The organism is Deltaproteobacteria bacterium (assembly GCA_030690165.1).
Classification (GTDB): Bacteria; Desulfobacterota; GWC2-55-46; order UBA9637; family UBA9637; genus JACRNJ01.
Window position 1 is genome coordinate 1 of the sequence record JAUYHF010000017.1, and the last position, 13348, is coordinate 13348.

A 13348-nucleotide genomic window follows, 5' to 3' on the forward strand; every position below is an offset into this window, starting at 1 on the left:
TTTTTAAATAAGGAATACAACTTAACAGAAGAAAAGAAGGAGGTGTAAGATGGGAGCAACTTTTAGTAGAAGCCGGACTTTTGTAGCAGGCGAAGTGCTTACGGCTGTTAATCTAAATGGGATAGAAACAAATATCCTCAACAACTTCACCTTTGCAGGCATGGATGATTATTCGGCGTCTTTGGCAGAGATGCGAACTACTACAGACCCTTATCCTGCCTCAGTAGAAAGTCAACCTACATCGGCACAGGGGGAATTGGAGAGGATAAGATACCAAGATGTCCTAATTACAGGTGAGACATATTGGTATCAAGACCCCAAATTATCTTTAAAACATTTCGTAACTGTTGCAGCAACTGGAACTAATACTTATGCCGCAACTCTTGACCCTGCAATAACGGCATATACGGCAGGAATACCTTATTTTGTTACATTCACCAATGCAATGACTGCTTTAGGCCCGACTATCAATCTTAATTCATTAGGAGCGAAGACAATAGTAGACCAAGAAGGCAATGCCCTTTTGGCAAAAGATATACTGGCAGGACACAGGGGTATAATGGTTTATGACGGAACGGATATGAGGCTTCTAAATGTCCGCACCCCTCGTTCTGGCACATGGACACCTACAGCGACACTGGTTGCGAATTTAGACACTTGCGTTCCTGTCCAAGGACATTGGTTTAGGGTAGGTAATGTTATATCGGCTTTTGTGGAATTTTCCGCAGACGCAACGACAAGTGGTGTTACTTCAAGGCTTAGATTTTCTTTACCTGTTGCCTCTGATTTTGCAAATTCAGGGGATGCTGTGGGACTTTTAGATACAGCTAATGCCTTAAATGACCACGGTGTAGTATTGGCAGATGTTGCAAATAATGAAGTGGAATTAAATTGGATAGCTACAACTACAAGCAATATTACATTTAGGGCTTCATTTGGATATGTAGTATTTTAGGAGGTAGGTATGGGGAATTTCTTTAAAGATTCAGACGATAGAGTTGGTATTAAAAAATACGGCGAGATAGAGGGAGAAAAGAACAGAGGTAACTTTAGTAAATCAATGGCGTATCAGAATTGGTTGAACGACCCTGGGCAGCAAGACCTTGCAAGTAAGGGGCGTTATTCAATGGGGCTCATATATCGTCTATTACAATTACAGAGGCATTAGGCTAAAGGAGGGTTACATGGATATTGATATTGTAAGGTGTATATTGAAAATAATTCCAGACTGGAAAGGTATTGTTTTTGAAAATGATTATGCTAAAATTAAACCCCATGAACTTGAAACAAGATTAACTCCATCCCTTATAGAATTACAGACGGTTTGGGATAGTATAGTTAAGGAAGAAGTCCGAATAGATGAAGTAAGACGGCATAGGTCTAAAGCCTATGCCTCTGTTCAGGACCAGTTGGCTATGATTTACGATGATAAGGTTAATGGCACAAATACTTGGCAAGAACATATTGCAAGTGTGAAGATGAAGTATTTAAAATTTTAAGTAAGGAGGTATATATGCCGCCAAGAGAAGCACCATCAGTAGTTGATATAAAAGAATATTTGGCAGAACAAGAACGAGCGGCGAATAGACCCCCGCTCACTGCCGAAGAATTAAGGGGGCCGATGGGGAGACGCCCAGGTGTCGAGCCAAGCTATGCATTAAACTCACCGTATGCAAATATTAGAACCCTGCCGCCAAAGGATGCTTTCATTTATGAAAGATGGCTGGGGGATGAAGGACAGCAATCCCTTGTTCAAGACGGAGACCGTTCACCGAATTCTCCTGTATTTCTTGCATTTAAAGCCGATAGAGGCCCTAATGGTGAATGGCTATCTCCAGAGCAACTATACCAAAAGCGGCAATTTGAAACACTGCAAAACGAAGAGAAGTTAAATCAGGAACTACAGCCGTTTATCCTTGAGTCTATGGGATTGCGGTATGGGGCTGATGGTAAGCTTGAGAAGATACCACCGGCAGCATTAACGCCAGAACAGCAGGCAGAGAAAGACCTTGAAGATTTATATAAAGAACATCTTACCGCAGCACAGGAAGGCCGTTTACCGGTTGACCTTGCGACACAGAGAACGCTGGACCTGCAAGAAGAAGGTATGGGTGAGGCTATGTCAAGGAAGGGCGGCAGGTTTTGGCGGGAAGGGACGCCAGGCATTAAGCAGCAGGGTAATTTCATGCTTACATCCGAAGCTACAAAAGAAGCTTCAAGACATGGTGATTACAACACGGCGGCAGGACTTCTCAACCAGAGGCAGGCAAGTATATCAGACCTTACACAACGGAGATTAGGCGGTTTAGAAGGTGCTGGCGGCCCCACTTATTCTTTGGTTAATTCTTATGGTAATGCTCAAAATCCGTATTTATTACAAGGCTTACTTAATACCAGAATGGCGAACCAAGAGTCGGCTAATAAGGCGGCAGATACAGCAGGGAAGTATGGACTGTTAGCAGCAGGGGCAGGTTTAGGTGCGTATGCGGGATATAAATATTATAATCAGCCAAAAACAACAACAAAATAGAGATTACAGTAGATATTCTTTTAATAGGTAAGATTAGGAGGTTTTATGGGTGGATTATATGAAGACCAATTATTAGGGATGCAAGGCAATGAGTTGGCGAGGCAAAACAAAAGCCTTAAAGATATGCAGCCGTTTATGCTTGAGTCTTTAGGGTTGCGGCGTAATGCCTCTGGTATGATAGAGCGTATACCCGATATATCTACTCAAGACCCTTTCTTGTCAAGGTTTAAGTCAGACCAGATGAACAGGCTTAAAGGGACATATACAAGCCCACAGATGGAAGAGGGCTTGTTAAAATGGGCTGGTAAAATGCCTGTCAATACCAATGCACAAGCAAAAGAAGAATACGACAGAAATGCGGCTATATTAAGAGAGGGTATAAACAGGGGCGGGCTGGAGTCCGGCGCAAACCTATTATCGCAAAGAGAGGGGTTACTTTCTAACTTAAAGGCAAGAGATACGGATAGATATAAAAATACAAGTGCAAACGACTTGCAGTTGTTAAGTGGTATTGGTAGTGCATTGCAGCCGTATATGGCATTAAGGGAACAGCAGTTCTCAAGGGACTTACAGGACGAACAGAATAGTGCTAATAAAAAGGCGGCAACAACACAAACGGTAGTAAGCACAGTTGTAACTATAATAGCGGCGGCTGTATGATAAAAAAATATGGCAAGGAATTAGTGTTAGATTTATTTGGCTGCTCTGACAGGATATTGTCCAAAAGAGATATAAAGAGGTTTGTTTATGAATTGTGCGATCTGATTAAGATGAAAAGATATAAAGACGCTTATGTGTGTTATTTTGGCAATAAATATTCAAAGGGATATTCTATATTCCAATTCATAGAGACAAGCTCTGTTACTGGGCATTTTTCAGATGAATACAAATCGGCATACTTGAATATCTTTTCCTGTAAGCCTTTTAACAGTAAAGAGGTTGCAGCTTTTGCGAAGATTTATTTTAATGCCTCAAAATATAAATATAAGGAAATAAATAGATGAACCTTGTCAAAGAAACACTTCAAAAACTTGAGTTGATATTTTTCAATTATAACAATCCTGTTATATTATGTAGTTTCGGGAAGGACTCTATTGTGCTTTTGCATTTAGCAAGGCAGATAAAAAAAGACATACCTGTTATTTTATGGAGGGAAAATTCACAATTAAAGAAATATGAATTTGCCAATCGGATTATAGATGAGTGGCATTTAAAGGTTTATGACTTTCCGCCTGCCATAAACGATATTGTTTATAGGCATGGCAAGATGGACGGAGTGGGCTTTTACATGATAGGCGGTAATTATGTATATAAGGCAATAGAACTTTCCAATCCTAACGGACATTTTGCCTGCTCAATGGAAGATATTTTAATGAAGCCTACTTGTGAGAGATATAATTTTAAATGGGACGCTGTATTGTCTGGACATAAAAAGGCTGATATAGATGCCTTGCTGGGCAAGGTGGAATTGAAAACAGACCTCATACAATCAGGGAATGTGAGCTTATGTTATCCGTTATTTGACTGGACTGACGCTGATATTTGGGAATATATCCATAGTAACAATGTTCCATATAACGAAAAGAGATATGGTAAAGATGGTGTTGAGTTTAAGGATAAGACCTACAATGAAAACTATCATGCGGCGTGTGTTAAATGCCTTGACCCGAATGAGCAGGAGAATGTTTACTGTGAGAAAGAAAAGAAGGAAGTGCAGAATATGGGCAAACTCATTGACTACAAAAAGAGGCTTAAGGCGTATACAGAGACATTGAAAGAATATATGAATTTAGAGGAGGTATAGACTATGCCTGGTGGATATTATGGAGGTGTGCCGTTCCCAAGTAAATACGAAGCAGCCAATCAAGGGCTGTTGCAGGGCTTAACTGCTGGCATGATGATACACCGGCAAGGGCAGGCAGACAAACAGCTTAACCTTGAAAATGAGAGATATACTCAACGGCAGACGGCAGCGGCGCAAAAGCATAAACAAGAGGGGATGATGAAGCTGATAGAGTATAGTTTAAAGCTACCCGACAATAAAAGGGCAGGTTTTATAGAGGCAGGTGCTAAATCATTAAACATATCCAAAAACGAAGCTATGGAATTGGTGCAGCTTTTATCTAACCCAGACTCTATGACAGCTATAACAAGAATGGCAGAGGCTGCTGAAAATGGAGATGTTGCAGGGTTTAATACTATTGCTCAAAAAAACCAAATATCCGAAGCTCAATCAAAAAACATGTGGGAGACTATTCAGGGTCAAAAGGAGACAGAAGGCTTACGGCAGACAGACCTTTCCCAGCAGGGGATTAAACCTCAAATATATACACCTGATACTTTAGCAGTATCGCCAAATGATTATAAACAGGTAGATAAAACTGTTTTAGGCGGTAGCAATGAAGGATTATTGAGAAATTTAACCCTTGAGATGAAGGATAATATACCATACCAACCAGTTTTCAAGCAACACGAATTAGAGAAGTTTCAGGGCGCAGGTAATTTAATATTATTACCCGACAATAGGCCAAGTGAGATAACATCAAACCTTGGGCTTCTATCGCCTACCTATACGCCAGAACAAGAGGCTATAATAGCCGAAAACAAAGGCTTATCTAAGTCTGTATTGGAGAAGAGGATAGAGGGGAGGGGGAAGGCAGAGAAAGGGAAAATTCAACAATTTGATGTAGGCTCTAATACTGAATATTGGCAAGTTGATGATAAAGGCAACCCGATAAAGAAAATTGAAGGTATGGGTGGCGAAAGATTTAAACCACCTTCAACAACAGTAAATGTCGGAGCAGATAATAAATTTTTAGGTAAATTAGGTGAACATGCGGCGGAAAGTTTTACTAAGTCAAGAGAAAACGCCGTTCTGTCAGCTAATACAATAGGCAATATATATGATGCAAGAAAGCAATTAGATGCCGGTATTTATGCTGGAACTGGAGCGACCTATAAACTTGCAATAGATAAAATGTTGCAGACTGCCGGTATAAATATAGGCGGCGAAACAGCGTCCAATACAGAAACATTTGCAGGGGCAACAGGTAAATTAGTTGGTAAAATCATAAAAGATTTTGGGTCTGGCACTGGATTGTCAGACGCAGACAGGGATTATGCTGAAAGGATAGCTGGCGGGAAAATAACCCTTAACGAACAATCTATGAGGAAATTACTTGATATTGCTGAAAACGCTCAAAGGGTGCAGATAAAGATGCACAACAAAACAGCAAAAGAGATAGAAGGTAAATACAGTAAAGAGGCTATGCCATATAGTATGACAGTTGAAGAACCGTCTATATATAAGAAAAGCAATAGTAAGACAGCGGAAGAGTATTTAAAGAAGTTTGGAGGCAAATAAATGCCAACAGCACAAGAAGTTATAAAAGACCCTGAATTTTTAGGACTGCCACCTATAGAACAAAAGAAAGTGTTGCAACGGATAGATACCGATTATGCAGGTCTGCCAGATATAGAACAGGACAAGGTTTTATCTTCTTTTAAAACTCCCACCACTACACAGCCTAAAGAAGAAAGCTTCCTCTCAAAGGCGGGCAGGTTTGCAGGCGATATTGCTCTTGGAGTTCCTGAAACAGCACTTGGTCTTGCAAGTGGGGCCGTAGGAGCTGTAGCCGTTCCTGCTATTGCTGGGCTGGGTGGGCTGGCTAAAACTATAACAAGCGGTGCAGATGCAGGCGCGCAGACTATAAAGGACATTCAAGAAACCATATCGCCTTATGTTTCATATTCACCAAAATCAACCTCTGCAAAAAAGTCAATGGAATTTGTGGGGGATGTGTTTAGTATACCTCATAAAATTGCAAAACCTATCGGAGAAAAGGCACAGGAAAAACTACAACCGATAATTGGTGTAGAACCTGCTGCTGCTGTTGGTTCAACAATAGAGTCTTTAGGCGAGGCGTCTCCATATTTAATAGGAAGTCCTCGTGCTAAAAAAGGAGCTTTGAAAACAGGGAAGGTATTAAAACAGAAGTTCGGCACAACAATAGAAAATTTAGATAAAGCATTTATTAAAAATGTAGAAAATGGAATGAATAAAGGGGTTAGGCCATCGGTTGAAACGGCCGGTAGAACATCCTATCAAAGACAAGATTATTATAAAAAATCATCAGATGCAGTTGAAAGTATAGTAAAAAACAAGTCAAATTTACAGTTTATGGATGAAGCAGGTTTGCCGATTAAAAACGAATTACCTAAAACACTCAATCAATTTACAGAGGCTATATCCCAAACTAAAAAGAGCGTATTTGATAAATACGATGCTTTGGCTAAACAAACAGGGAAGGAAGGGATAAAGGTAGAGCTTGAGCCTATTATTCAAGAATTATCTAACATTACATCCAGTAAAGAAATTCGAACTTTCCGTCCTGAAGTTGTGGATTATGCTACTAAGAGAATAGAGGGGTTGACGAAGGCCGGAAGTTTAACGGCAGAAGAAGCACAAAATGCGATTACAATGCTGAATAAATCTTTAGAGTCATATTATAAAAATCCTTCATTTGATAGTTACAGTAAGGCTTCTATGGATGCAGTTATTGTTAATAATTTAAGAAAAGGGCTGGACGATATTATTGAAAAAACCACAGGCGAAGAATACCAACAACTTAAAAATTCATACGGAAATTTAAAATCAATAGAAAGAGATGTGAATAGAAGGGCTATCGTAGATGCAAGAAAGAATGTCAAGGGGTTAATAGACTTTTCGGACATATTTACAGCACCTACAGCAGTTTATGGATTACTTAACGCAAACCCCGCAATGATGGCTTCATCTGCAACAGCTTATGGTATAAAGTCGTGGTATAAGTGGAGGAATAACCCTAACACGATTATAAAGGAAATGTTTAATAAATCAGAGAAGATAAGTAAAATAAAAGAGAAGTTGGGGGGATATAACAAAAGTAACCCTCAGATAGAACCGCCGCCACCACTATCAACAGACCCATTTGGCATAAAAGGAGAACAGAAATGAACCTACAGAAAATTAAAGACCACTTCCCTGAATACTCCGATATGAAGATTGGGGAGTTTTTCAAGTATATGCACAAGACTTATTATCCTGACATGAAGATAACGGATATGTATAGGGCGTTACTTAAACTTACTCAAATTGTAAAAAAAGAGGAAGTAAAGGAAGACCCGAAGGCAGAAGAAGAAGTTAAGCCAGAACCAAAGGCAAAAGAGGATGATAAAGAAGAACCTATAAAACCAGAAAAAGACCTTGACAAGATAATATCTTTAATTAAGCAAAATAACGATATAACCATAAAAGCAATAGATGCCTTTATGAAAACAGTAAATAAATAAATGGAGGCATTGATGAGTGATATATTGGAAAGCGCAGGGGCAGGCACGGCGGCAGGCGGATTGGTTACATGGTTAATCTCTTATATTAAAAATAGAGATTTAAAGAAAGAAATCAGCAAGAGAGTCCATAAAGATACTTACGAAGCCGACCAGATAGCGCTTAATGATAAAATCAAGCTAATAACAGACCAGCACGGGACTGTTTGCAATATAAGAACGGATGCACTCCAGCAACAATTAAATGATTTTAAAGAATTGCAAATAAGAATGGATAATAAACTTGATAAGTTAATAGAAAGGCGCAGCGGGGAAAGAGAAGGGCATTAGGTCTTGAAAGATATATACATCTATGTTAGTAATAGTATCAAATGGGCAAGATAGTGGGATATTATAACACAGAATATTATCATATTTGCAACACTGTCCTTTGCAAATGCGGCTGTAAATACTGTTCTATTTGCCACAATGGCTGTCCACAATGCGGGAGGGGGAAAACGCTCACAACTACTACAACAACAGTGGGAGGGTCTGAAAAAGGAGGTTAAATGATTGAGATACCTTATAATTGCCGTATGTGTCGTTATGGTTTTTCTTTCCAATACGGCTATAGCTCAAGAATTATCTGTAAAGCAAAAACAATACATTCACATATACAGTCAAAAATACATGGGCAAATATTGGCGGCAATGGGAAAAAACAATGCAGGCGGTGATGAAGGTAGAAAGTAATAATTGCCAAAAAAAGGTTGGCGAGCTTGATGCAAGCTTTGGCTGCGGGCAGACTAAAGTAGGGGCCGTAAGGACTGCGGCAAAGTTTTGGTCAATTCCCATACCGCAAGATGACGAAAAAATCATTTGGAAATTATTAAGGGATGACGAATTTGCAATCAGGTTTTCAGTGGCATATATGGGTTATTTGCGGAAAAGATTGAACGACTGGGACTTGGCGGTGATCAGCTATAATCTTGGCGAAGGGCGGGTAATAGGACTCCTGAAAAAAGGAGATGGTTTACCGCAGGATTATATAGACAAGGTCAAAAGAGAGATGGGTAGGCATGGAAAATAACCATCTTTATAATTTCGTTTACTGGCTTATACATGCCCAGCTTGACTGCAAATTTAAGCACAGAGATAAAATATGTGAAACAGTAAAGAGGCTTGGTAAAGAAGCTGTCCTTGACGAGCTGATGAGGCAGGGTAAAGATACTTTTAATTTAAACGAGGCTGTGATAATGGCAAGGACTATAAGGGATATGGAATGTTGAAGTATTATTATGCTTGGAAAAATAACGACAAAAGGCAGACGCTATATAAACGGCCATGCCGTGTTATGGCGTGGGGTAAAATGAACTCATGCTTAATAGAGTTTTTTGACAATAAACAGCGTGAGATTGTGTCTCGTAATGCTATTAGGGTGATAAGGGATATGGAATGAAACAACTTGAACATCAAGAGCAGGTTGCTTTAATTACATGGGCAGAACTAAACGAAAAGAAATACCCGCCCTTGTGTAATTTATTTGCTTCTGCTAATGGTGGGAAGCGAAATATTATAACTGCCGTTAAACTTAAAAAGTCAGGAGTAAAAGCTGGCGTTCCTGATTTATTTCTTGCTTGGCCGACCAAAAAATATCCAGGACTGTTTATTGAGATGAAGGCAGACAAAAACAAACTATCCGAGCATCAGAAAGAATGGCATGACAGATTAAAAAAAGCTGGTTATGCGGTTGCAACCTGTTATAGTTGGATTGAGGCAAGGGATATGATTATAGGATATTTGGGAGGGATGGAGAGTTTCTAATGCCAAACTATATCTGGCGCATGAAATGCCCAAAATGCGGTAATGTAATAGAAAAGGAAAACCCTGACGAACACTGGCATTGTTTCGTTTGTAATTGGAGGGATAACGAGGGGTGAAGTATGCCGCTAACATCGTTGTATTTATAATTACAATGGTGTTAGTTTCGGTGTCTCACGCCTGCCATAATAATCACGACATACCAGGCGGCGAGATTGTATGCCCTGCTGAAGACAGACCTGATACGCAAGACCTAAAAGAAAAAGGGCTTGGTCTTACCAAAATGAAAATTATAGACGAGAGTGTATGTAATGTTATAGAGACACACGAGCAAGGCTGGTGCGAATGGCGCAAGGCAGACGATAATCCCCTCATATACATAATTATCTATTCAATAAGACCAGAGATATGATAAGGTTAATCCTAATTTTAAACCCCGCAACAAAAGAGAGTGTAGTTTTTTATGACTCTACAAAGAGGAGGGATATATAATGACATGTACAACGGCAGCAGAAACATGTCTTAGTTGTGGTAGAATATATCGTAATCAATACCTAAAAAAGGGGTGCGATTGCCCACCTACATACCCAGTTAAAGACCTTCCTTACAATAAAATAGTTTCCCAAAACTACACACTTTCCTATGTTAAATATTCTATGCGTGATGGGATGTTATTTGAGGAATGGACTGAAATTAGATGCGGGACTTGCAAGACTAACAAGACCTGCGAAGATAAGGTGGATAAGTCTTTCCAGGGGTGTGATAAATGGCAGACAATATAATAAATGTAAATACTTTTTCATACAAGCCGCACTATTTCCACACTTGGGAATTAGTTCCAAAAGATACTTACGAGAAATTCGGCGGTAATTCCTTCATGTTCTTCCCGGCGAATGCCTTACAAATGATTGACGGCCTCCGTGAATTTCTTGGTGTTCCTTTGTTTATCAACAACTGGCATGATGGCGGGGATTATGAATACTCCGGCCTACGGCCTATCACTTGCAAGATAGGCGCTGTATATAGCCAGCATAGGTTAGGGCAGGCATTTGATATTAAGCCGCTCCGTATGACTATTGGAGCGGCTTATAAGAAGATTATGGATAATATATCAGACGAGTGGCTGAAATATATCACGGTGATTGAGAATATAGAATACACGCCCACTTGGTTGCATGTGGATTGCCGCAATATTCCTGACAGGATAAGGATAGTAAAACCATGACTGATTGTTGCACCGATTATATATCCGTTGCAAAATGGGTATCAAGGGCAAAATGGATATGCCCTAAATGCGGCCATGATGTATCGTTGATGTATGTCCTGTTAGCAGAGGCGGATAGGTGGTTAATAGTTCACAAAGGAGGTGATACCATGGCAAAAACATGTAAGAAGCCAGTAAAAGGCGGTAAAGGTAAGTAAATAAAAAGGAGGTGATAAATAAATGGCCGGGCTATTGTCAAAATTGTTTGGAACTGGAATTGAAGAAGCGGGAAATGGGATAAAATCAGTTCTGGAAGGTGTTACCGACTCTGCCGAAAAGGTCAAAACTCTGATTACCGGTAAAATCTCAGCTGATAAAGAGGCTGAAATTATGCTGCAAATAACTACACTTGTATCACAGGTTGATAATGCCCAAAATATTATAAACCTTGAAGAAGCAAAATCAGAGAGTCTTTTTAAGTCAGGCTGGCGGCCAGCGCTGGGATGGACTTGTATAATTGCAATCTTCTGCTATTATATCCCGCCGATCCTATTGTCAACTATCCTATGGATTTTTTATTCTTTGAAGGCGGGGTCTTTATTGGCAAGACCCTCAATGGATATTTCAGAACTTTTAATCCTGCTCGGCAATCTGCTTGGCATGGGTGTTTTAAGACAGATTGATAAAGGGTTGAGAAGGTAGTAAAGAGCGGTGTGCATCTAAAAAACTATCGGTTAGTATGCCGTAATGTTACCGAGCCGCTTATATCTCCATCGCCTTTTTTATTCTTTCAGCAGGGTAGCATAAAGGATACTACCCTTTACCAAAAGATACTACCCTTTACCGTGGCGGTTTTTCCCTTTTTCTTCCTCAGATGATAGCTGGGCAAAAAAACCTTAATCAGCCACTTGATTATTTTTAACATCTATACCTCCTTTCTTAATTCTTTCACAGTTTTCAATATAAACTTTATCTATCTTAATTACCTTATCAACCCAATCTTTGTTAGCTGCTGTGATAGCAATCTTCCATTCGTTTATTGCTTCAACTAATAATTGAGATACATTCTTAAACTTCTTTTCTGGTTTCATCTACCACTCCACACATTTCTTAAGCAGTAACCATGCCTGTTGCGCTGGGTGATAATTAGCATCATCATCACAATTAGCATCACCATTATAATAATACGTAGCTTCGTATAACTCTTCTTGGGTAGCACCATCTTCGCCTATACAGCCACAGGGCATACTTTCCAAGCACTCCATCGCTTCCTTTATCAACCCGATAATTATCTCATCTCTCTTCACTTAACACCCCTTTCAATACGGCAACGCCACCTTCTGCAAGCTTGTGTGATACTTCTTACCTTTCACAGATGTTAATTGCCGTCTTGCGCCGTCAAAGAACGGCTGATATAGTTCTGTCAACATGCTACAGGCTTCGTCAAACTTGTCCTTGTCGTCAAGCTCCGCTTCGTTCATTTTCCATATTTCCTTTGATATATATTTCTGATCAAGCCGTTGTATCTCTTTGGATAGTTTCCCTTCTATCCATTTCCAACACGGCGGCAATGTTATCACTATCCTATGTTTGCAGTCAAGGCATACCGAGCCGTTAAGTATTTTTTTCTTTGATGCTGTCATAGTTCCTCCTATTAAAATCAGCGTGGTGGGATTTGATACCCACATACCGTCCGTCAACGGCAATGATATAAATGGCTATTACGGGGTGACCCAGCGTTCAACTACTGCCGTAGTGCTATATTCTGGTTGACCGATAACCTATAACACCAACGTCTCTACTCTTCCGCCACACGCTGTTATTTACCACTCCTTCCCATTATCCCCGCCGTGAAGCAGGATATATCCAAATACGGCAATACCTAATAATGTTAATAATGTATAAAATATCATCTTCACACCTCCTTCATCTTTAGAGCAGCCTGTATTTTTGCTGTCATCGCCCTTTCTATTTTCTCAATTATTTTGTTCTTTATCCCACTGTGATCAGACAGACATTCGGATATTAGTTTGTCCACCACCTGAGGCATAGCCTTTTTAACCTCGCCTCTAATATACTCATCAAATCCCCATGCATTTTCCTGATTGGCAATAGCAACCCTTACCTTCCGCTCTATTGCATTTTTTATTTCTTCTTCTGTTACCTCAATCTCTATCTTCATCTCCCCTCCTCCCTTTCCCTTGCAATTCTATTTTGTATTTCCTTATCCTCAGCCTCCATCCTTAAATATTCGTTCTCAAGCTCGGTAAGCTTGGTGCAACGAATACAAGTCTTTGCGGGGGCTGCACTTCTTACAATTCCTGTTATTCTCATATTATAACCTCCAAAGATGTAAGATTTCATACATTATAGTGTTGTAAAAGTTCCGCTATCTTCGGGTCATCAGGGATTTGAAGGTTTTTGAAATTATTCTCAAAAACAATATTATGAAATTTCTTTTTTTGATTTGGGTTCAAAGATGAATAA

Annotated in this window: 23 protein-coding genes; 18 read left to right on the forward strand and 5 right to left on the reverse strand. The window is 39.7% G+C overall.

What is annotated here, in order from left to right; all coding sequences use genetic code 11:
• Positions 1-49: 49 nt before the first annotated feature.
• From Q8P28_04265 to Q8P28_04350, 18 genes are all read left to right on the forward strand, one after another.
• Complete coding sequence (locus Q8P28_04265) at positions 50-955, forward strand: hypothetical protein (protein ID MDP2682010.1); 906 nt, start codon at positions 50-52, stop codon at positions 953-955.
• Positions 956-964: 9 nt separating this feature from the next.
• The gene (locus Q8P28_04270) at positions 965-1168 is read left to right on the forward strand and encodes a hypothetical protein (protein MDP2682011.1); all 204 of its coding nucleotides are present in this window, start codon (positions 965-967) and stop codon (positions 1166-1168) included.
• Positions 1169-1184: 16 nt separating this feature from the next.
• Complete coding sequence (locus Q8P28_04275) at positions 1185-1499, forward strand: hypothetical protein (GenBank protein MDP2682012.1); 315 nt, start codon at positions 1185-1187, stop codon at positions 1497-1499.
• 14 nt (positions 1500-1513) lie between these two features.
• The gene (locus Q8P28_04280; GenBank protein ID MDP2682013.1) at positions 1514-2530 is read left to right on the forward strand and encodes a hypothetical protein; all 1017 of its coding nucleotides are present in this window, start codon (positions 1514-1516) and stop codon (positions 2528-2530) included.
• Between the two features lie 45 nt (positions 2531-2575).
• Complete coding sequence (locus Q8P28_04285) at positions 2576-3190, forward strand: hypothetical protein (protein ID MDP2682014.1); 615 nt, start codon at positions 2576-2578, stop codon at positions 3188-3190.
• On the forward strand, positions 3187-3534 hold the full coding sequence (locus tag Q8P28_04290; protein MDP2682015.1) for an S-adenosylmethionine decarboxylase: 348 nt from the start codon (positions 3187-3189) through the stop codon (positions 3532-3534). Before Q8P28_04285 ends, Q8P28_04290 begins: the two co-directional genes overlap by 4 nt.
• Positions 3531-4334 carry a phosphoadenosine phosphosulfate reductase family protein gene (locus Q8P28_04295; protein MDP2682016.1) on the forward strand — a complete coding sequence of 268 codons (804 nt, stop codon included), beginning with the start codon at positions 3531-3533 and terminating at the stop codon, positions 4332-4334. Before Q8P28_04290 ends, Q8P28_04295 begins: the two co-directional genes overlap by 4 nt.
• Positions 4335-4337: 3 nt before the next feature.
• Positions 4338-5894, forward strand: a complete 1557-nt coding sequence (locus Q8P28_04300) for a hypothetical protein (protein ID MDP2682017.1) — start codon at positions 4338-4340, stop codon at positions 5892-5894.
• A complete protein-coding gene (locus Q8P28_04305; protein ID MDP2682018.1) occupies positions 5895-7526 on the forward strand; it encodes a hypothetical protein in 1632 nt (543 codons plus the stop codon). It begins immediately after the preceding gene.
• Positions 7523-7861 (forward strand): hypothetical protein, encoded by a 339-nt coding sequence (locus Q8P28_04310; GenBank protein MDP2682019.1) that lies wholly within the window; start codon positions 7523-7525, stop codon positions 7859-7861. The genes Q8P28_04305 and Q8P28_04310 overlap by 4 nt, the downstream gene beginning before the upstream one ends.
• Before the next feature lie 12 nt (positions 7862-7873).
• On the forward strand, positions 7874-8188 hold the full coding sequence (locus tag Q8P28_04315; protein MDP2682020.1) for a DUF2200 family protein: 315 nt from the start codon (positions 7874-7876) through the stop codon (positions 8186-8188).
• Between the two features lie 222 nt (positions 8189-8410).
• Entirely contained in the window at positions 8411-8926 is a 516-nt protein-coding gene (locus tag Q8P28_04320; GenBank protein MDP2682021.1) for a hypothetical protein, read from the forward strand.
• Positions 8916-9125, forward strand: a complete 210-nt coding sequence (locus Q8P28_04325) for a hypothetical protein (GenBank protein MDP2682022.1) — start codon at positions 8916-8918, stop codon at positions 9123-9125. The genes Q8P28_04320 and Q8P28_04325 overlap by 11 nt, the downstream gene beginning before the upstream one ends.
• A 166-nt stretch (positions 9126-9291) precedes the next feature.
• Positions 9292-9660, forward strand: coding sequence for a VRR-NUC domain-containing protein (locus tag Q8P28_04330; protein ID MDP2682023.1), 369 nt, complete (start codon positions 9292-9294; stop codon positions 9658-9660).
• 112 nt (positions 9661-9772) lie between these two features.
• Positions 9773-10069, forward strand: a complete 297-nt coding sequence (locus tag Q8P28_04335) for a hypothetical protein (protein ID MDP2682024.1) — start codon at positions 9773-9775, stop codon at positions 10067-10069.
• Positions 10070-10423: 354 nt separating this feature from the next.
• Positions 10424-10882, forward strand: a complete 459-nt coding sequence (locus tag Q8P28_04340; protein MDP2682025.1) for a hypothetical protein — start codon at positions 10424-10426, stop codon at positions 10880-10882.
• Complete coding sequence (locus Q8P28_04345; protein ID MDP2682026.1) at positions 10879-11079, forward strand: hypothetical protein; 201 nt, start codon at positions 10879-10881, stop codon at positions 11077-11079. Before Q8P28_04340 ends, Q8P28_04345 begins: the two co-directional genes overlap by 4 nt.
• 22 nt (positions 11080-11101) lie before the next feature.
• Positions 11102-11563 carry a 3TM-type holin gene (locus tag Q8P28_04350; GenBank protein MDP2682027.1) on the forward strand — a complete coding sequence of 154 codons (462 nt, stop codon included), beginning with the start codon at positions 11102-11104 and terminating at the stop codon, positions 11561-11563.
• 194 nt (positions 11564-11757) lie between these two features.
• On the opposite strand, the gene Q8P28_04355 is transcribed toward Q8P28_04350, so the two are convergent.
• From Q8P28_04355 to Q8P28_04375, 5 genes are all read right to left on the reverse strand, one after another.
• Positions 11758-11952 (reverse strand): hypothetical protein, encoded by a 195-nt coding sequence (locus Q8P28_04355; protein MDP2682028.1) that lies wholly within the window; start codon positions 11950-11952, stop codon positions 11758-11760.
• Entirely contained in the window at positions 11953-12168 is a 216-nt protein-coding gene (locus tag Q8P28_04360) for a hypothetical protein (GenBank protein ID MDP2682029.1), read from the reverse strand.
• Positions 12169-12180: 12 nt separating this feature from the next.
• The gene (locus Q8P28_04365) at positions 12181-12504 is read right to left on the reverse strand and encodes a hypothetical protein (protein ID MDP2682030.1); all 324 of its coding nucleotides are present in this window, start codon (positions 12502-12504) and stop codon (positions 12181-12183) included.
• 272 nt (positions 12505-12776) lie between these two features.
• The gene (locus tag Q8P28_04370; GenBank protein ID MDP2682031.1) at positions 12777-13043 is read right to left on the reverse strand and encodes a hypothetical protein; all 267 of its coding nucleotides are present in this window, start codon (positions 13041-13043) and stop codon (positions 12777-12779) included.
• On the reverse strand, positions 13040-13225 hold the full coding sequence (locus Q8P28_04375) for a hypothetical protein (GenBank protein ID MDP2682032.1): 186 nt from the start codon (positions 13223-13225) through the stop codon (positions 13040-13042). Before Q8P28_04375 ends, Q8P28_04370 begins: the two co-directional genes overlap by 4 nt.
• Between the last annotated feature and the right edge of the window lie 123 nt (positions 13226-13348).